The organism is Micromonospora sp. NPDC049081 (genome assembly GCF_040648835.1).
GTDB lineage: Bacteria > Actinomycetota > Actinomycetes > Mycobacteriales > Micromonosporaceae > Micromonospora > Micromonospora antibiotica.
Genome location: NZ_JBEZEK010000035.1, coordinates 35,098 through 53,696 on the forward strand (window position 1 = coordinate 35,098; position 18,599 = coordinate 53,696).

The window sequence follows — 18,599 nt, forward strand, 5'->3', positions numbered from 1 at the left end:
CGCGACTGCGGGGCTCGCAAAACCGGCTCACTCCTCGCGCTCACGGGCGTCACCTCAGTTCGCGACTGCGGGGCTCGCAAAACCGGCTCACTCCTCGCGCTCACGGGGTGACCACCCACATGCGCTGGCGGTTGAGTCGCAGGCCGACCTGGTCGCCGACGGCGATGCCGTCCGGGACGTCGATCGCGGCGACCTGCACCGGCTCGCCGGCCACCTCGACCACGAGGTTGGTGGCCATGCCGGTGAACTCCACCTCGGTCACCCGGCCGGTCAGCGCGCCGACCTCGGTGGCCGAGGTGAGGCCGAGGTGCTCGGGGCGTACCGAGACCAGGGCGGTGTCCCCGGCGCGCAGGCCGTGGTCGGTGGGGGCGGCGACGGCGGTCTCGCTGCCGTCGGGCAGGCCCACGGTGACCGTCTCGGCGGCGGCGGTGACCACCGGCAGGCTGAGCACGTTGCTGCGGCCGATGAACCGGGCCACGAAGGCGGTCGCCGGCCGGTGGTAGATCTCCTGCGGGGCGCCGATCTGCCGGACCCGGCCGGACTCCATCACGGCGATCCGGTCGGACATCGCCATCGCCTCGGACTGGTCGTGGGTGACGTAGATGGCGGTGGTGCCGGCCTCCTGCTGGATGCGCCGGATCTCCACCCGGGTCTCCTCGCGCAGCTTGGCGTCGAGGTTGGACAGGGGCTCGTCGAGCAGCAGGGTACGCGGCCGGATGACCAGCGCGCGGGCCAGCGCCACCCGCTGCTGCTGGCCACCGGAGAGCTGGTCGATCCGGCGGTCGCCGTAGCCGGCGAGGTGCACCTGGCCGAGGGCCTCCTCGATCCGCCGGGCGGACTCGGCCCGCCCCACCTTGCGGATCTTCAGCCCGTACGCGACGTTCTGCGCGACGGACATGTGCGGGAAGAGGGCGTAGTTCTGGAACACCATGCCGGTGTCGCGCTTGTTCGGCGGCCGGTGGGTGACGTCCTCCGTGCCGAACCGGATCCGCCCCGAGGTGGGGAAGTAGAACCCGGCCACCATCCGCAGGGTGGTGGTCTTGCCGCAGCCGCTCGGCCCGAGCAGGGTGAAGAACTCCCCGGCGGCGATGCTGATGTCGACGTCGTCGACGGCAGCGGTGTCGCCGGCACGCGCGAAGCGCTTGCTCACCGACTCCAGCGTGACATCGATCATGATGTCCTCTCCTTCATGCGGTACCGGACCTGGCCGGGCGGGGTGGCGGGACCGGGCCCGTGGGCACGGGGAAACGGATGACGGTTGCGAAGACGGGCCGCCCGGTGGGCGGCGCGACGGGTGGTGCCGGGGGCGGGACGGCCCCCGGCACCCGTACGGGGTCAGCCCTTGTTCTTGATCTGGCTGTTCCAGTGGTTGATCCACTCGGTCTCGTTCTTGCCGATGATGTCCCAGTTGACGTCGAGCGGCTTGAGGTTGAGCTGGGCCAGCCACTCCGGCTGCTGGGCGATCTCCACGGCCGGGATCTGGTAGTAGTCCTTGGCCAGGTCGGCGCGGAGCGTGTCGTCGAAGAGGAACTCGATGAACTTCTGCGCGCCGGCGCTGTTGCCGCCCTTGACCGCGGCGAGCCCGTCGACCAGCACCGGGGCGCCGGAGGCCGGCATCACGTAGCCGAACGGCATGTTGGACTGGTTGGCCTGCAGCAGGATGTCCTGCAGGTTCCAGGCGCTCAGCGTGCCCTGCTGGCGGGAGAGCTTGAGGTAGAGGTCGGCCGGGTTGGCCGCGTACGCGCCGGTGTTGGCGTCGAGCTTCTTGAGCCAGTCGTAGCCGGGCTGCGGGTTGCTGCCGTCCGGCGACTGCCGCATGATCATCGCGGCGTAGATCGACCGCATGGTGCCCGAGGCGGCCACGTCGCGGATGACGATCTTGTCTTTCCACTCCGGCTTCAGCAGGTCGTCCCAGTCCTTCGGGGCCTGCTCCGGGGTGAGCGCCTTGTTGTTGTACATGATGACCTCGGGCAGCAGGATCTCACCGAACCAGCGACCCTCGGCGTCCTTGTACTTGGCGTCCATCTTGCCGGCGAACGCGGGCTGCCAGGCGGTGAGCAGGTCCTCACCGGCACCGGCGGACAGCCCCTGCTGGGTGCCGCCCCACCAGACGTCGGCCTGCGGGTTGGCCTTCTCGGCCCGGACCCGCTCCAGGATCTCCTGGGCGCCCAGGTTGAGGATCTCCACCTTCCCCTTGTACTCGGGGTACTTGGCGGTGAACTTGTCCACGACGAAGGTGGAGACCTTCTTGTCGCGGGCGGTGTAGATCGTCAGCTTCTCCGTCTCACCCGCGGCGGTGTCGTCCGAGCCGCCACCGCAGGCGGTGCCGGCGGCGAGGACGGTGGCGAGCGCTCCGGCGAGCAGAAGTCGACGTCTCATGGGGTACCTCCGAGGGGTTGGGGAGAAGTGAGGCAGGGCAGGTCAGGGGGCCGGTAACAGGGTGGGCAACCCGGCTGCGGCGGCGGAGAGGGCGTAGCTGACCGCGCCGTGCAGCACGGCCCGGTCGCCGAGGACGGCCCGGCGTACCTCGGTGGTGCTGGGTGCGGCGGCGGTGACCAGGTCCTGGAGCCGGCCGACGGCGGCGTCGTCGAGGTCGGCGGCGGCACCGCTGAGCAGCACCCGCCCCGGGTCGATGACGCAGACGCAGGAGACGATCAGCCGGGACCAGGCGTGCAGCAGTTCGTCGAGGTAGCCGGCGGCGCGCGGATCGGTGACGGCCAGCTCGACCAGCGCGCGTACCGGCGACTCGGGGCGGCGGCCGGGGGCCAGCGCGACCACCCGTTCGGCGATCGCGTTCTCCGACCAGCGCGCCTCGAACGGGCCGATGCCGTCGTGTCCCCGGCCGGCCGGGTCCAGCGGCAGGAAACCGACCTCGCCGGCCGCGCCCCGGGCCCCCCGCCGGACCTGGCCGTCGAGCACCAGGCCCGCGCCGATGCCGTCGGCGACGTGCAGCAGCAGCAGGTCGGCGACGTCGGTGCCGGCGCCGGCGGCGTGTTCGCCGGCCGCCATCAGGTTGACGTCGTTGTCCACCACCACGGGTACGCCGAGCGTCCGCTGGACCGACTCCCCTATCGGACGGCCCTCGATCTGGCCGACCGAGGGGGCGAGCCGGACCGCGCCGCCGGAGATGACGCCGGGCGCGGCGATGGCCACCCCGCGCAGCGCCGGCAGCCCGTCGCCGGCCAGTTCGGGCACCGACCGGCAGATGGTGTCGACGATGTCGCCGGTCAGCCGGACCGTGCGGTGGGCGACCACCGCGCCGTCGCTGTCGGCGATCTCGCAACTGATCCGGGACGGTTCCAGCGAGACGGCGGCGACCAGTTCGGCGCGGGGGTTGAACTCCAGCATCGCCCGGGGACGGCCGGCCCGGGAGGCACCCGGACCGCGTTCGATCAGGTAACCCTCGGCGATCAGGTCACGCACGAGCGGGGTGAGCGTCGCGGGGCTCAGGCCGGTGAGCTCGGTCAGCTCGGCCCGGGAGAGCACCCGGACCTGGCGGGCGGTGGAGATCACGGAAAGCCGCTTGATCTCCTTCGACCGCTCCCGGCTCACCGGGCTCGTTGGTGGCGTCACCACGTCTGTCACACTTCCTTCCTACGGCGAACGAATTAAAGAGTCAAGTAACAAGTCCGTCTCGACCAGCACGCAGACGGCACCGGAGCAGCGACGACATCCGCGATGGGGCCGACGCCCGGGACGGGCCGGCCGTGGCGGAATCTCACCGGACATCCCGGACAGGGCGTACTTTATTTCTTCTGCAAAGAAAGAAATACCTTCCAAAGCATTGACGTGCCGCTGCGGTGGTCCCTAGCGTCACCGGGCGAAGGCCTTCCAGTGTGTACGGAACCCGTACCGCTGCCGTACCCGGTGCACCGCGTCCGACGACGCCCACCGTTCCCGTTCCCGCCGCCTCACCGTCCACCGACGACCCCGCGTCGGACGCCCCGCGTCCGACGCGGACGGTCGCTGCCCGGACACCGTGGTCCCGGAAGGATCCGCATGCGCATCAAGGGTTTCCTGCTACCCACCGCACTCGCCCTGGCTGTGGCCGGGGCGCCCGCCACCGCCGTCGCCGCCCCGGCCGACGTCCGCCCGCCCAAGGCCGTCGACCTCGACGTGCTCTTCGTCAGCGCCCACCCCGACGACGAAGCCGGCAGCCTCGCCACCCTCGGCCAGTGGAAGGAGAAGTACGGCGCCAAGGCCGGCGTCGTCACCATCACCCGGGGCGAGGGCGGCGGCAACGCCGTCGGCCTCGAAGAGGGTCCGCCGCTGGGCATCATCCGCGAACGCGAGGAACGCACCGCGATCGGCAAGGCCGGCGTGGAGAACCTCTACAACCTCGACCGGGTCGACTTCTGGTACACCGCGTCCGCCCCGCTGTCCGAGCAGATCTGGGGCCACGACGACACCCTCGGCCAGATCGTCCGGGTCATCCGGACCACCCGGCCCGAGATCATCATGACGATGAACCCGTCGCCGACCCCGGGCAACCACGGCAACCACCAGCAGGCCGCCCGGTTCGCCGCCGAGGCGTTCGCCGCCGCCGCCGACCCGAACGCCTTCCCCGAGCAGCTCAGCGCCGAGGGGTTGAGCCCGTTCCGGGCCGCGAAGTTCCTGCGCAGCGGCGGCACCGGCACCTCCGCCGCCGGCCCGCAGTGCGCGACCAGCTTCACCCCCACCGTCCCGACCGACCAGGTCTTCGGCGTCTGGGAGGGCACCGAAAGCGCCAACGGGAAGACCTGGGCCGAGATCGAGGTCGACGCCCGCCGGGAGTACGTCACCCAGGGCTGGGCCGGCACCGCCGCCGCCCCCACCGACCCGACCAAGATCCGGTGCGACTTCTACACCCTGATCGACAGCCGCGTCCCGTACGACCCGGCGGACACCTCCCCGGAGGCGATCCTGCGCGGCTCGGTGCTGCCGCCGGTGACCGGTGGCCTGCCCAAGGGCACCGAGCTGTACCTCACCACCGACCGGTTCGACCTGGCCCCCGGCGCGACCGTCGAGGTCACCGCGCACCTGCGCGCCCCGCACAACCGCGCCCTGGTCAAGCCCCGGATCGACCTGCGGCTGCCGGCCGGCTGGAAGGCCAAGGGCTCCGGCGTGCTCGCCAACGACGTGCCGTCGGGCAAGGAGCGGACCCGCAAGTTCACCGTCACCGTTCCGGCCGACGCCGACACGAACCAGCAGCAGCTCATCGGGGCCACCCTGACCACCCGCCAGGGTGCCGGGCGCACCGACCGGGCCGTCCGGGTGGTCGCCGACGTCCGGGGCACCCTGGAGCCGCTGCCCGAGGTGGGCACGTTCCGCACCTGGGCCGGTGACGGCGGATACCCGCAGTTGGACACCCTGATCAAGCCGGTGCTCACCATCGGCTCCGGCAAGCAGCGGTCGGTCCGCATCGACCTGCGCAACCACGGCCGGGTCAGCCGCTCCGGCACCGTCACCCTCGGCCTGCCGGCCGGCTTCACCGCCGACGCGGCCACCAAGAGCTACCCCGCGCTGGCCCCCGGCGCGACCGGGGCGGTCACCTTCACCGTCACCAACACCGACGCCACCCTGCCGACCGCCAACGAGGGCGGCACGGACGGCGACTGCGGCATCACCATCACCACCACCAGCGCCGCCGGCAGCACCGTGGAGACCGGCGCACTGGAGATCGTGCCGACCACCGAGGTTCCGGCCGCCGGGGCCGGCACCGTCGACGGGGTCGCCTCGCCCGGCGAGTACCCCGGCCCGGAGCTGGACTTCTCCCGCATCTGGGAGGGTCAGGCCACGACCCCGCAGGACGCCTCGGCGACCGGTCGGATCGCCTGGACCGCCGACGGGCTGAAGGTGATCGTCCAGGTCACCGACGACGTGCTGGGCAAGAAGGTGGTCCCGCAGGACTGCAAGCGGCAGCGCCGTACCGACAGCGTGGAGATCATCGTCGACCCGAAGGGGAACTCGACGGACACCTCGACCGTGTTCAAGGCGGGCATCTTCCCGATCACCGACGACCCGGCCAACGGCAACCCGCCGTGCTGGCAGCGTGACGCCGACAACCGGCAGGGCCCGGGGGCGACCACCGCACCGGGGATGACCGTGGTCAGCAAGGTCAGCTCCCCGTACACCGGCTACACCATCGAGACGATGATCCCGTTCGCGGTGCTGCCCGACGCGGTGGACCCGGCCCGGATGGGCTTCAACGTGCTGGTCTACGACTCGGACACCCAGGACCTCAGCTCGCAGTCCCGGCTGGGCTGGTCCACCTTCACCGGCGTCCGGGCCGACCCGTACCGCTACGGCCTGGCCACCCTGCCCGGCTACCAGCCGGCGGCCCGGCAGCCCAGCACGCCGGTGTTCCCGGACACCTCGGCGCGCAGCGTGCACAGCCCGCAGACCATCGCCCAGTCGGCCGTGGACGGGGTGGCCCCGGCCGCCGTGCCGAGGCTGAAGAACTCGGCGCTGCGGCTGACCTCGGCCCACCGGGTCACCGACGGCGTGCAGGTCACCCTGCGTGCCGACCGGGCCGGAACCGCCTACCTGTACGCCTGGGACGGCGACACGGCCCGGGGCGAGCACACCGTACGGCTGGCCGCCGGTGACCGGGTCACCGTGACGGTCCCGGTCAGCGGGGGCACCCCGACGTCGCTGCTGGCCGCCTTCGAGTCCGGTGGCGCGGCAGTGGCGCAGCAGGTCCCGCTGAACTGATCCGCCACCGCGTGACCCGTGGCCGGTCGTCGACTCCGTCGGCGGCCGGCCACGCCGGTGTCAGGGGTCAGCCGGTGCAACTGGTGGCGGGCAGCCCGGTCAGCGGCATCGGGGAACGACCGGTGGGGCGGGCCTTGCCGGCCAGCACCCCGGCGAGCGCCGTCATCGAAGCCCGGCTGGACGAGTAGGTCGCCAGCAGGGTCGGCGAGGTCGCCTTCTCCAGCACGTACGGGGTGTCCATCGCCACGGTGACCGCCGCGTCGGCGGCGAGATCCTTCGGGCCGTCGCCGTAGCCGACCAGGTGCACCCGGGTGCCGCCCTTGGCCACCACCCGCACGCCCGCAGCGGTCAACGCCGCGGTGAGCGTCGCCCGGGTCTTGTCCCGCCCGTCGGAGGTGGTGACGGTGACCGGGCCGGACACCGCGACGCCGCACTTCCCGCGCAGCTGGGTGACCGCCGCGGCGGCCAGCGCGGTGGCGGCGGCCCGGTGCGGGGCGCTGTCGAGCGTGGACATCGCCGGCGTCGGCCGGTCGGCGAGCCGGAACTTCATGGTCAACACCCGGGTGACCGCCGCCACCAGCCGGTCCCGGGGCAGCGAGCCGTCGCGCAGCGCGGCCAGCAACCCGTCGTACGCCTGGCCGACGTTCGGGGTCATCAGGATCAGGTCGTTGCCGGCGAGCAGGGCCTTCACCGCCGCCTCGCCCGGCGGGTAGCGCTTGGCCGGCGGCATGTTCATCCCGTCGGTGATCACCACCCCCTGGAAGCCCAGCTCGCCGCGCAGCACGTCGGTGAGCAGCTTGCGGGAGAAGGTGGCCGGGGTGCCCGGGTCCACGGCGGTGACGTCGAGGTGCGCCGACATCACCGCCATCGCCCCGGCGTCGATGCCGGCCCGGAACGGCGGGAAGGCCGTGGCGTCCAGCTCGGCCCGGGGCTGGCCGACCACCGGGACCTCCTGGTGCGAGTCGGCGGCGCTGAGCCCGTGCCCGGGGAAGTGCTTGACGCTGGCCGCCACCCCGGCGCTCTGCAACCCCTGGACCGCGCCCGCGACCTGCGCGGCGGCCCGCTTCGGGTCCGCGCCGAAGGACCGCGAGCCGATCACCGTGCTGCGGGTGGCCAGGACGTCGGCGACCGGGGCGAAGTCCAGGTTCACCCCCATCGCGGCCAGCTCGGTGCCGGCGGCCTTCCAGGCGGCCTCGGTCCGGGCCGGGTCGTCGGCCGCCCCGGCGGCCAGCGCGCTGGGCAGCGTGGTCACCCCGTCGGTGATCCGGGTGACCACCCCGTACTCCTGGTCGGTGCCGACCAGGAAGGGCGCCGGGCCGGCCGCCAGCTTCCCGGCGGCCTCGCGCAGCCCGGCGGTCAGCTTCTTCACCTGGGCCGGATTGTCGACGTTGGTGGTGGACTGGTTGCCGGAGGTGGGGTCGTCGGCGCTGAACCCGACCAGGATCAGCCCGCCGAGCCGGTACTTCGCGATCATCTGGGCGGGGGTGTCGACCCCGGCGAGGGCCTGGTTGCCGGCGGCCGAGCCGGGGGTCACCGTCGTCGCCGAACTGCCGTACGCGTACGGCATCAGCACCTGGCCCACCAGGTCCTCGTCGCCGAGGGTGCCGGCCAGCGCGGCGGCCCGGCCGGCGGGGTCGTCGGCGGCGACGGACGCGGTGGACGTCGGGGTGGCTTCGGGGCGGACCGGCGCGGGAGCCTGTCCCTCCCCCGCGCATCCGGAGGCGAGCAGCGCGGTCAGGGCGGTGACGGCGACGCCGGCACGTCGCGGGGAGATCGGCACCCGGCCCATCCAACCCCCGCCGGAGATCAGCGGCAACCCGACCAGGTCAGGCGGTGGGTGCGGAGTGCCCCTCCCCGACCGGGTGTCCGGCTCACCGGCGGGTCCCGGGCGGGACGCGGCCGGTCCGGGTGAGCGGATTCACCCGGCGCCACCGCCCGGCGGGCGGCTACCCCTGGCTGGCCGCTCGCCGTGAAATCCAGCCGAAACGGGTCGGCCCGGGCGTGCGTGCGCCTCGGGTGGGGACGACCTCTCAGAGAGCCTTATGCCTGTCCGTCATATCTATGACGGACAGGCATAAGGCTCTCTGCGGGACGTGGCTCCGGGAGTAGCCGACACGGGGTCGTCGGCGGGGTGCCCGGAGACGAGACCGGTGGGCATCAGGCATCGCACGGAGACGGGCCGGCAGGTGCCGACACCCGGACGGTCACGCCGACCGCATCGGCACATGCGACGGCGCGCGGGCGGGCTGCGGTCAGCCGACCCGGGTCAGCAGGGTCACCGGCGCGCCGTCCCCGGCGTAGCGGTAGGGCTCCAGCTCGGCGTCCCAGGCGGTGCCCATCGCCTTGTCCAGGGCGTGCGCCAGGGCCTCCGGGCGTACCGAGGCCATGATGCTGCGCAGCCGGTCCTCGCCGAGCTGGATGTCGCCGGCGGCACCCACCGCGGCCCGGAACAGGCCCCGGCCGGGCACGTGCATGAAGCGTTCGCCGTCCGCGCCGGTGCTGGGTTCCTCGGTCACCTCGAAACGGATCATGGGCCACTGCCTCAGGGCAGCAGCCAGCTCGGCACCCGTCCCCGGCCGGCCGGTCCATCCGCACTCGGCCCGGCGGGCGCCGGGATCGACGGGCTGAGCCGTCCAGTGCAGGTTGACCGGCGCGGCGAGGACGCGCGCGATCGCCCACTCGACGTGCGAGCACACGGCGAGCGGGGTCGAGTGGACGTATACGACGCCACGCGTTGGCACGGTGACCTCCCGGAGGGCGAGGTGCGTCTTCCCCTACGACCTCGACACCCGAGTGGCTGTTGCCACACATGATGACTGCTGTGACGGATGGTGCGCCAGGGAATCGGAAAATTCGCCGGCGGGAAATACCCGGACCGGTGACCGGGGTTGTGCACTCCGACGGGCACGGTGAGCTGCCAGGCACCGTGGTCGTGTATATTTCTCTGGGCGGTTCTGTGCCGTCGCACCACTTCGCGGGCCGACGACCCACCCGGGCGTCCGACGACCACCGAGCGTCAGACGACCACCGGGCGTCACCCGCTACAGCCCCCGGACGTTCCCCGTCCTCCCGTACGTCTTGCAAGGAGCATCTCCGTGGCGAGCAACACCTCGAAGACCGCGCGCGCGTCAGTCCGGGCCGGCCAGGCTGGCCAGGGTGGCGCCCTCAGCGTGCTGGGCGAGTTCAAGTACCTCATCCCGCTCAACGGCGGCAAGCACGCCTACGTGCGGAACCTGACCAACGGCAAGACCGCGCACCTGCGTACCGACTCCGACGCCTTCGTCGAGGAGATCCGGACGCTGGCCACCGCCGGTCACGCCGCCAAGATCCGCGCCGAGATCAGCAACCTCGCCGCCACCCACCCCGACCACGGGTGGGACAAGACCGAGAAGCGTCTCGTCGAGGCCGGCGTCTTCGAGGGCTGAGCCCTCCCCCAGCACGACCGCAACCGCCCGTCGGGTCACCCCGGCGGGCGGTTGCGCGTCTGCGCCGGCCGGGTCAGGCTCCGTCGTCGAGCAGGGTGACCTCGCCGGTGTCCAGGTCGTACAGGGCGCCGACGACGTCCACCCCACCCGCCGCGACCGGGCCGGCCAGCATGTCGTCGGCGCGCAGCGCCCGCACCGTACGGCGGACGTGCCGGCGTACGGCCAGCGGGTGCACGGCCGGGTCGTGCGGCCCCGCCTCGGTCACCGCCGGGGTGATCCGCTCGACCAGGTAGCCCAGGTCACCGTCCGGACGCCGGCCCGTCCGCACGCTGTCCACCGTCGCGGCGACCGCGCCGCACCGTTCGTGCCCCAGCACCATCACCAGGGTGACCCCGAGCTGCGCCACCACGTACTCGATCGAGCCCCGCACGGCCCGGTCGAGCACGTGTCCCCCGGTACGGATCACGCAGATCGACCCGAAGGTCTGGTCGAAGATCGCCTCCAGCGGCACCCGTGAGTCGATGCAGCCGAGCAGCACCGCGTACGGCTGCTGGTCGCCGGAGGCCACGGCTGCGGCGGCGGTCACGTCGTGCCCGTGGACCGGTCGGCCGCTGACGAAGCGCCGGTTGCCGGTGAGCAGATCGGCCAGCGCCGCCCGGGGGGTGCGCGCGGCCCGGGGCGGCCCGGCGTCGGCGGACGGCCGGTCGGGGGTCCGGGCGGCCCCGGTGGGCGGACTCGGCATGGCTACAGACTGACCGCCGGGCCGACCTCGTGCGGGCGGGTCGGGAATCTTCTCACCGACACGGTTGGCGTGGTCTGATGTCGGGTAGCCGGTGTTACCGCCGGGTTACGCCGGTGAATGTGTCCCGGGTGCCTGGGAGGTGGCGATGCCGGAGCGACGGGAGTTGCGGCTGCCCGACGGGGTACGCCTGCACGTCGAGGTGACCGGCCCGGTCGGGGCCGAGGTGACCGTGGTCCTGCTGCACGGCTGGACGCTCGACGGTCGGGCCTGGCACCGGCAGCTCACCGACCTGCGCACCCGCTTCGGCGACCGGATCCGGGTGGTCACCTACGACGCCCGGGGGCACGGCCGGTCCAGCTGCATGGCGCTGCGCACGGCGACCCTGGCCCAGCTCGGCGACGACCTCGCGGCGGTGCTGGACGAGGTCGCCCCGGCGGGGCCGGTGCTGCTCGTCGGGCACTCGATGGGCGGGATGACGGTGATGGAGTACGCCCACCGGCATCCGGCCCACTTCGCCGCCCGTACGGCCGGGCTGGTCTTCGTCTCCACCACCGCCGAGGGGCACACCCACACGGTGTACGGTCTGTCGCCGCGGATCGCCCGGCTGATCCGGCTCGCCGAGACCACCGGGGCGGGGGTGCTGGCCCGGTGCGGCTCGTGGCGGCCACCTCGTCCGCTGCTGCGCGCCCTCGCGCCGAGCATCCGGTGGATGCTCTTCGGTGACCGGTGCTCCGGCTCCGACATCCGCCTGGTCACCTCGGCGGTGGCCCGCGCGTCGCTGCGCTCGATCGGTGGTTTCCGCGCCTCGATCGGTGCCCAGCACCGGCTGGCCACCCTGGCCGCGTTGGCGCACCTGCCGGCGGCGGCACTGGTCGGTGACCGGGACCGGTTGACCCCGCCGCCGTGCGCGGAGTCGATCGCGGCGGCGCTGCCGGCCACCGAGCTGACCGTCTGCCCGGGTGCCGGGCACATGCTGATGATGGAACGCCCGGACGAGGTGAACGCCGCCCTCGCCGGGGTGCTGCACCGGGTGTTGACCGCCGGCCGGCGAGCCGGGCGCGACCCTGCGGACCAGGTCACGGCCGCCGCGCCGCCGCCGCCCGGTCCTCGCCGGCCCGCCGTCGTCCCGGCGAGGACCGGGCCGACCGGCTGAACCGCCGGGCGACACACGGCCCCCGCCCCCGGCCACGTCCACCCACTTCCCCGGTCGGTCCGGGACGGGGAAGGACCACCGGCCTGGGGCCCCGTGGAGGTGGTGGAGGTCGCCGGACGGGTATCGCCCCGACGCGGGGTGGGCGGGTGCCCGTACCCTCATTCCGCCTGGCATGCACCCGTGCCCGGCGTCGCCGTCGCACAGGAGCCGGTACGTTGACCGACCAGACCACCCTGGAACAGGAGATCGCCGCCGAACAACGGCATCTCGACCGGGTGTACGCCCGGCTCGCCGAGCTGCGTCGCGCGGCGGCCCGCGCCGAGCGGGACGGCTACCGGATGGCCGGGGTCGGTACCTTCGGTGCGCTGGTGGAGCGGGACGCCATGGTGTTCCACGCCGCGCAGCGGCGGCACCTGTTGGACGCCGAGCACGAGGGGCTGGTCTTCGGCCGGCTGGACCTGCGCGACCGGCAGGTGCTGCACGTCGGACGGCTCGGGGTGCGCGGTGACGACGCCGAGACGCTGGTGGTGGACTGGCGGGCCCCGGCCGCCGCCGCCTTCTACCGGGCCACTCCGGCGGAGCCGCTGGGCGTGGTGCGGCGGCGCACGATCAGCTCGTCGGACGAGAAGGTCACCCGGATCGAGGACGACCTGCTCGACCCGGAGGCCGCCCCGCCGGACATGCCGGTGGTGGGTGACGGGGCGCTGCTGGCGACCCTGTCCCGGGCGACCGGTCGGGGGATGCGGGACATCATCGCGACCATCCAGCGGGAGCAGGACGAGGCGATCCGCTCCCCCGGTTCGGGGGTCACCATCGTCTCCGGTGGGCCGGGCACCGGGAAGACGGCGGTGGCCCTGCACCGGGCGGCGTACCTGCTCTATGCCGACCGCAGCCGGTACGGCGGCGGCGGCATCCTGGTGGTGGGCCCGTCGGCGGTCTTCGTGGAGTACATCGCCTCGGTGCTGCCGTCGTTGGGTGAGGAGACCGCCACCCTGCACTCGCTGGGGTCGCTGTTCCCCGGCATGTCGGCGACCCGTACGGACGGGCCCGAGGTGGCGGCGGTGAAGGGTTCGCTGCGGATGCGTCGGGTGTTGGAGCGGGCGGCCCGGGACGCGGTGCCGGACGGCCCGCAGGAGCTGCGGCTGCTCTACCGGGGGACGCTGCTGCGGTTGGAGCGGCGTGAGCTGGACGGCATCCGGGACCGGGCGTTGCACCGGGGGGCCCGCCGTAACGAGGTGCGCCGGGTCGGCTTCGACGGGGTGCTCGCCGCGCTCTACGCGCAGGCCCGTCGGTCGGCGGTCAGTGGGCTGCCCGAGCAGCGTGCCTTCGAGGACGAGATCATCGAGCGGCCGGAGTTCCGGGAGTTCCTCAAGGCGTGGTGGCCCCGGCTGCATCCGCGGCACGTGCTGGGCTGGCTGGCCCGCCCGGAACGGCTGCACCGGTACGCGGCCGGCATCCTCTCCCGGGCGGAGATCGGGTTGCTCGTCGCGGCGTACCGGTCGTTGGACGTCGAGGGGTTGACGGTGGCCGACATCGCCCTGCTCGACGAGTTGGACGCCCTGCTGGGCCGGCCGGTGCGGCCGAAGAAGGCGAACCGGGACCCGTTCCAGCTGGCCGGCGGTGTGCGGGAGCTGAGCACGTTCGGTGAGCGGCAGCGCGCGGCCCGGGCGGCGGCCCGGGAACGGCCCGAGGACTACCGGGACTACGCGCACGTGGTGGTGGACGAGTCGCAGGACGTCTCGCCGATGCAGTGGCGGATGGTCGGCCGGCGTGGTCGGCTCGCCTCCTGGACGGTGGTGGGTGATCCGGCGCAGACCGCCTGGACGGGCGACCAGCAGGAGTTGGACCGGGCCCGGGACCAGGCGCTGGGCCGGCGGCGGCGGCACCGGTTCACGCTCTCCACCAACTACCGCAACTCGGCGGAGATCTTCGCGGTGGCGGCGGCGGAGATCCGCCGGCTCTATCCCGACCTGGAGTTGCCGAGTGCGGTGCGGTCCACCGGGGTGGAGCCGGTGGCGCTGCACGTGCCGGCGGCGGAGTTGGCCCCGGCGACGGTGGACGCGGTGGACGCGGTGCTGGCCGAGGTGGCCGGGACGGTCGGCGTGATCACGCCGGTGCCGCGCCGCGACGAGGTCGCCGGCTGGTTGGGCGACCGGGGCGGGGCGCGGCTTCAGGTGGTGACGAGTCTCCAGGCCAAGGGCATGGAGTACGACGGGGTGGTGCTGGTCTGCCCCGGGGAGATCCGGGCCGATCCGGGCTCGGGGGTACGGACGCTCTACGTCGCGTTGTCCCGGGCCACCCAGCGCCTCACCACCATCGACCCCACCGGCTGAGCCACCGGCCCCGATCGGCCCGGCCCCTGGTCGAGGGCCCCACCGACGTTTCCGGGTCGTCGGCGACCCCGCTGGTCGTGCTGGGTCGTCGGCGACCCCGCTTCGTGCTGGGTGGAAGGCCCCTGCTGTCGCTCCTGGCCGAAGGCCCGGCCGTCACTTGCATACATAGCGATGTGAGCATAGATTGGACCGGGTCCGCAGCGGCGACGGAAGGTGTGGACGTGGGCGCAGGTCATGACCACAGTGCGACGGTCAGTAACGCCGCACACCGGCACCGCGGTCGACTCTGGGCGGCTTTCGGACTGCTCGCCGTGTTCATGGTGGTCGAGGCGGTGGCCGCGTTCGGCACCGGCTCACTGGCCCTGCTCTCCGACGCCGGCCACATGTTCACCGACGTCCTCGGCATCGGGATGGCCCTGGCGGCGATCACCGCCACCCGGCGGGCCACGCAGGACCCGCAGCGCACCTTCGGCCTCTACCGGCTGGAGGTGCTCGCCGCGCTGGCCAACGCCGTCCTGCTCAGCGGGGTGGCGATCTACGTGCTGATCGAGGCGGTCCGCCGGTTCGGCGAGCCACCCGAGGTGCTGGCCGGCCCGATGCTGGTGGTGGCGGTGCTCGGCCTGCTCGCCAACCTCGTCGCGTTCGGCCTGCTGCGCGAGGGGGCCAAGGAGAGCATCAACCTGCGCGGGGCGTACCTGGAGGTGGTCGGCGACCTGCTCGGCTCCCTCGGCGTGATCGCGGCGGCGCTGCTGATCGCCGGCACCGGCTGGTGGTGGGCCGACCCGGTGGTCGCCGTGGCGATCGGCGTGTTCATCCTGCCCCGCACCTGGCGGCTCGGGCGGGCGGCGGTGCGCATCCTGGTGCAGGCCGCCCCGGAGCATCTCCCGGTGACCGCCGTACACGACCGGTTGACCGCCGTGCCCGGCGTCGCCGAGGTGCACGACCTGCACGTCTGGACGCTCACCTCCGGCATGGACGTCGCCTCGGCCCACCTCACCCTGGCCGGCGACGCCGAGGCCGGCACCGTGCTCGCCGCCGCCCGTGGCGCCCTGCGGGAGGACTTCCACATCGAGCACGCCACTCTCCAGATCGAGCCCCGAGCGACCCCAGGAGCATGCGGCCCGACCCACTGGTGACCCCCGGCCGCCGCCCTGCGACCGGGCCGCCGTCTCGTGCCCGGCGGTCCGGCGCTGCGCGACCCGGCCACCGCCTGCGCGACCCGGCCACCGCCTGCGCGACCCGGCCGGCGCCTCCGCCCGGCAGCCCACCGCCCGCGACCCGACCACCGTCTCGTGCCCGGTGGTCCGGCTCACTCTCCGGGAATCGCGCTGTAGATCAACGGCAATTTGCACCGTTCGCACCTTTTGGCAGTATTCACTCTCGTACCCTCAGTCACGAGGTAGGCAGCTGTCCCACGCGTACCGGTAGGCTCGGCTCCGGCCACCGCCAGGCGGCGCCCACCGGCGCCGGCAGTGGCCGCCGCCTAATCGCCCACCAGGGCGAACCGGGGAACCACGTTCCTGGGGTGCATCCGCGTCAGCGGTAGGGATCTTCCGTCCCGAACCCGTCAGCTAACCCGGTCGGCGGCTGACGGAAGGACATCACATGCACGTACGCACCACCACGCGACTACTGGCCGCAGTCGTCACGGCGCTCGCCCTGGGCGTGTCGTCCGCGCCGTTCAGCCCGGCCGTCGCCGCGCCCACCACCCTCCTCGCCGCCCCCGGCGACGACGAGGAGGGCGGCACCCCGGCCCTGCGCGACCAGCTCGACGCGGCCAGCAAGGGGTGGCTCGACGCGAAGACCGCCCTCGAGCGCTCCACCCGACGTCAGCAGGAGTTGGACGGCCAGCTCAAGACCATCGAGGCGCAACTGGTCACGCAGACCGGCAAGGTCGGCGAGATCGCCGGAGCGGCCTACCGCACCGGCCGCCTCGGGCCGATGTCCGCCCTGCTCAACAGCAACAGCCCCGGTGGCTTCATGGACCGCGCGTCGGCATTGGAGACGGTCGCGGCCCGGGAGGACCAGGAACTGCGCAAGATGATCGAGACCCGGGACCAGGCCGCCCGGACCCGGGCCGCCGTCAGTCGGGAGATCACCGAGCAGCGCAAGCAGGTCGCCACCATGGGCAAGCGGAAGGATCAGGCCGAACGCGCGCTGGCCGTGGCCGCCGCCGACAAGCCGGCCCCCACCTCCTCCAACGACTCCGGCAGTTCGGAGGGCACGTCCAGCAGCAACGCCAAGGGGGCGCCCCGCAACTCCGACGGTTCCTGGCCGTCCGAGTCGTGCAGCGTCAACGACCCGACCCCGGCCAACGGCTGCATCACCCCGCGTACCCTCAACGCCCTCCAGCAGGCCAAGGCGGCCGGTTTCACCCGGTACGTCTCCTGCCACCGTCCCAGTGGTTCCGGTGAACACCCCAAGGGCCGCGCGTGCGACTTCGCCGCGCAGAAGAACGGCTTCGGCGGGGTGGCCAGCGGCGGCGACCGGACGTACGGCAACAACCTCGCCGCCTACTTCATCCGTAACGCCGACCGGCTCGGCGTGCTCTACGTGATCTGGTTCAAGCGGATCTGGCTGCCGAGCAGCGGTTGGAAGGCGTACAGCGGGGGCAACGGCGACCCGTCCAGCGACCACACCAACCACGTGCACCTGTCGATGTACTGAGCTGGCCCGGTGGCCCGTCCACGACGGGCCACCGGAACACCGCCGACGGCCCACCGGAACACCGCCCGACGGCAGGGGCGGGCCCGGTGCCGCAGGTCGGCCCCGGGTCAGCCGGCGGCAGACGGGTCGCCGGCCCGGCCGTCCAGCACCGCGCCGAGCCGGCTGGCCAGCCCCAGGTGAGCGGAGCGGGCCTGCCGGAAGGCGTACCCGAACAACGGTGCCGGCGCGGCGAGGGTGATCTCCACGTCGATCCGCAGCAGGTCACCCTCCGTCCGCAGCCGGGTGTGGTTGCGGACCGTGGTGCCCGGCTGCTGTCGGGCCACCGTCACGATCTCGTCGTCGCCGACCTGCAGCACATCCGCCTGATAGGTGACGGGAAACCGCAGCGGCCCCAACTCCAGCCGGTCGGTGACCGCATAGCTGGCCAGGGCGCCCGGCCGGGCGGGCAACCGCCGCACCCGGACGATCAGGGGATGCAGTTCCTCCTGCCGGGACAGGTCGCTCAACAGCGCCACCGCGTCCGCCTGTGCGCAGCGCGCCTGCACCGTGTAGCTGAAGCTCTCCCGCCGGACCACCGGGCCTCCTGACCGTCGTCGGTCGCACGATCGTGCCGCACCCGGGACGGACTGGCAACGTCCCAGGCCAGCGGGGTCAGGCGGGGCCGGTGGTGCGGTCAGGCGCCGGGCAGCACCTCGGGGGTGGCGGCACCGGCGAAGTACGGCTCCGGAGCGCCGAAGAGACCGAGCAGACCGGTGACCCAGAGCTGCCGGTGCACGAACCGGCTCGGTTCGGTGACGATCAACTTGACCCCACTGACCTCGGCGGTCTGGAACCCGGCGACCATCGCGCTGATCCCGACGGAGTCGATGAAGGTGACCAGTCGCATGTTGAGCTCGATCCGGGCGGGCCGGCCCTTGGCCAGCACCTCGGCGATCGCCTCACGTACCTCGTAGGCGGTGTCGACATCGATCTCGCCACGAGGGGCGATCTCGATGACACCGGCCGGCAGGACCGACTTCACGATCGACAGGCTCACGCGAGCACCTCCACTCGCCCGTCCCCGGGCGCCTCATCAGTACGCGGGCCGCGACCGAGAGTATTCCTCCGACGGCCTCGGTCGCCACCCCTCGGGATGAGCAATTCGCGGATCCGGACGGACCGGGCCGTCCTTTCCCGCACCGTTGCTGGTCCTGTTCTCTCCGACGAACGGCTCAGCTGGACCGTTCCAACCGTCCCAGAGTAGCGGTCCGGGTCCACTCCGAGCCGGATGCGGAGGGTCGGGCGAGCCCCGTCCGGCCTCCCGTCGCTGGTTGTGCCTGGTGCCTAGCCTGGGCGAGAGATGGGTCACCACGATCGAGGAGACGGATCGATGCTCAAGAGACTGCTCGGCCTGGCCGGCGTCGGCGCACTGCTCGCTCTCGTGCTCGCCTGCGGCTTCGGCGGTGGCGGGGACGACGACGATGACGACGACGGCGACGACGATTTCGCCCGCGCGACGTCGGTGGTCCTGGTCCGCTAGCCCCGTGCCGTGGGGGCCGGGGGGCCCGGGACCCCCGCGGCCCGCCGGCCGGGGCCGGGCGGGGGGC

General features: G+C 73.1%; 14 protein-coding genes, 1 pseudogene and 1 riboswitch. Of the genes and pseudogenes, 7 read left to right on the forward strand and 8 right to left on the reverse strand.

The genetic code is table 11. The annotated features are described in order from the left end of the window. Positions 1-100: 100 nt before the first annotated feature. The 3 genes from AB0B63_RS30160 to AB0B63_RS30170 all read right to left on the reverse strand — a co-directional run bounded on the left by AB0B63_RS30160 (position 101) and on the right by AB0B63_RS30170 (position 3,585). Positions 101-1,174, reverse strand: a complete 1,074-nt coding sequence (locus tag AB0B63_RS30160) for an ABC transporter ATP-binding protein (RefSeq protein ID WP_357024915.1) — start codon at positions 1,172-1,174, stop codon at positions 101-103. Positions 1,175-1,335: 161 nt separating this feature from the next. Next, a complete protein-coding gene (locus AB0B63_RS30165; protein ID WP_208568916.1) occupies positions 1,336-2,379 on the reverse strand; it encodes an extracellular solute-binding protein in 1,044 nt (347 codons plus the stop codon). Between the two features lie 42 nt (positions 2,380-2,421). After that, positions 2,422-3,585, reverse strand: coding sequence for an ROK family protein (locus tag AB0B63_RS30170; protein ID WP_357024918.1), 1,164 nt, complete (start codon positions 3,583-3,585; stop codon positions 2,422-2,424). A gap of 414 nt (positions 3,586-3,999) precedes the next feature. Between AB0B63_RS30170 and AB0B63_RS30175 the strand changes: the two genes are divergently transcribed. Then, positions 4,000-6,693 carry a sugar-binding protein gene (locus tag AB0B63_RS30175; protein ID WP_357024921.1) on the forward strand — a complete coding sequence of 898 codons (2,694 nt, stop codon included), beginning with the start codon at positions 4,000-4,002 and terminating at the stop codon, positions 6,691-6,693. A 67-nt stretch (positions 6,694-6,760) separates the two neighbouring features. On the opposite strand, the gene AB0B63_RS30180 is transcribed toward AB0B63_RS30175, so the two are convergent. Beyond that, complete coding sequence (locus AB0B63_RS30180; protein ID WP_357024942.1) at positions 6,761-8,482, reverse strand: glycoside hydrolase family 3 N-terminal domain-containing protein; 1,722 nt, start codon at positions 8,480-8,482, stop codon at positions 6,761-6,763. Between the two features lie 463 nt (positions 8,483-8,945). After that, the gene (locus tag AB0B63_RS30185) at positions 8,946-9,434 is read right to left on the reverse strand and encodes a DUF3145 domain-containing protein (protein WP_088647746.1); all 489 of its coding nucleotides are present in this window, start codon (positions 9,432-9,434) and stop codon (positions 8,946-8,948) included. A gap of 354 nt (positions 9,435-9,788) precedes the next feature. On the opposite strand from AB0B63_RS30185, the gene AB0B63_RS30190 reads away from it, so the two are divergent. Continuing rightward, on the forward strand, positions 9,789-10,118 hold the full coding sequence (locus AB0B63_RS30190; protein WP_088647745.1) for a hypothetical protein: 330 nt from the start codon (positions 9,789-9,791) through the stop codon (positions 10,116-10,118). A gap of 73 nt (positions 10,119-10,191) precedes the next feature. Here AB0B63_RS30190 and AB0B63_RS30195 read toward each other — a convergent pair whose 3' ends face one another. Beyond that, on the reverse strand, positions 10,192-10,860 hold the full coding sequence (locus AB0B63_RS30195; protein ID WP_357024924.1) for a carbonic anhydrase: 669 nt from the start codon (positions 10,858-10,860) through the stop codon (positions 10,192-10,194). Positions 10,861-11,005: 145 nt separating this feature from the next. Here AB0B63_RS30195 and AB0B63_RS30200 point away from each other — a divergent pair. From AB0B63_RS30200 to AB0B63_RS30215, 4 genes and pseudogenes are all read left to right on the forward strand, one after another. Then, positions 11,006-11,896 (forward strand): annotated as a pseudogene (locus tag AB0B63_RS30200) (alpha/beta hydrolase); the annotation flags it as partial. Between the two features lie 332 nt (positions 11,897-12,228). Continuing rightward, the gene (locus AB0B63_RS30205) at positions 12,229-14,346 is read left to right on the forward strand and encodes an AAA family ATPase (RefSeq protein ID WP_357024927.1); all 2,118 of its coding nucleotides are present in this window, start codon (positions 12,229-12,231) and stop codon (positions 14,344-14,346) included. Positions 14,347-14,567: 221 nt separating this feature from the next. Further along, a complete protein-coding gene (locus AB0B63_RS30210) occupies positions 14,568-15,482 on the forward strand; it encodes a cation diffusion facilitator family transporter (RefSeq protein WP_219464137.1) in 915 nt (304 codons plus the stop codon). 334 nt (positions 15,483-15,816) lie between these two features. Next, a riboswitch (cyclic di-AMP (ydaO/yuaA leader) is annotated at positions 15,817-15,948 on the forward strand. A 3-nt stretch (positions 15,949-15,951) separates the two neighbouring features. After that, positions 15,952-17,013, forward strand: coding sequence for a hypothetical protein (locus AB0B63_RS30215; RefSeq protein WP_357024930.1), 1,062 nt, complete (start codon positions 15,952-15,954; stop codon positions 17,011-17,013). 107 nt (positions 17,014-17,120) lie between these two features. Here AB0B63_RS30215 and AB0B63_RS30220 read toward each other — a convergent pair whose 3' ends face one another. Then, positions 17,121-17,588: an SRPBCC family protein gene (locus AB0B63_RS30220; protein ID WP_208568907.1), complete on the reverse strand. Its 468-nt coding sequence runs from the start codon at positions 17,586-17,588 to the stop codon at positions 17,121-17,123. A 98-nt stretch (positions 17,589-17,686) separates the two neighbouring features. Then, a complete protein-coding gene (locus tag AB0B63_RS30225; RefSeq protein ID WP_067309377.1) occupies positions 17,687-18,049 on the reverse strand; it encodes an STAS domain-containing protein in 363 nt (120 codons plus the stop codon). A gap of 333 nt (positions 18,050-18,382) precedes the next feature. On the opposite strand from AB0B63_RS30225, the gene AB0B63_RS30230 reads away from it, so the two are divergent. Next, positions 18,383-18,532: a hypothetical protein gene (locus AB0B63_RS30230; protein WP_357024935.1), complete on the forward strand. Its 150-nt coding sequence runs from the start codon at positions 18,383-18,385 to the stop codon at positions 18,530-18,532. Positions 18,533-18,599 lie beyond the last annotated feature (67 nt).

Coding starts and splice junctions, on each gene's coding strand:
- AB0B63_RS30160 (WP_357024915.1), bottom strand. CDS start 1,174: ATGATCGATGTCACGCTGGAGTCGGTGAGCAAGCGCTTCGCGCGTGCC.
- AB0B63_RS30165 (WP_208568916.1), bottom strand. CDS start 2,379: ATGAGACGTCGACTTCTGCTCGCCGGAGCGCTCGCCACCGTCCTCGCC.
- AB0B63_RS30175 (WP_357024921.1), top strand. CDS start 4,000: ATGCGCATCAAGGGTTTCCTGCTACCCACCGCACTCGCCCTGGCTGTG.
- AB0B63_RS30180 (WP_357024942.1), bottom strand. CDS start 8,482: ATGGGCCGGGTGCCGATCTCCCCGCGACGTGCCGGCGTCGCCGTCACC.
- AB0B63_RS30195 (WP_357024924.1), bottom strand. CDS start 10,860: ATGCCGAGTCCGCCCACCGGGGCCGCCCGGACCCCCGACCGGCCGTCC.
- AB0B63_RS30215 (WP_357024930.1), top strand. CDS start 15,952: ATGCACGTACGCACCACCACGCGACTACTGGCCGCAGTCGTCACGGCG.
- AB0B63_RS30230 (WP_357024935.1), top strand. CDS start 18,383: ATGCTCAAGAGACTGCTCGGCCTGGCCGGCGTCGGCGCACTGCTCGCT.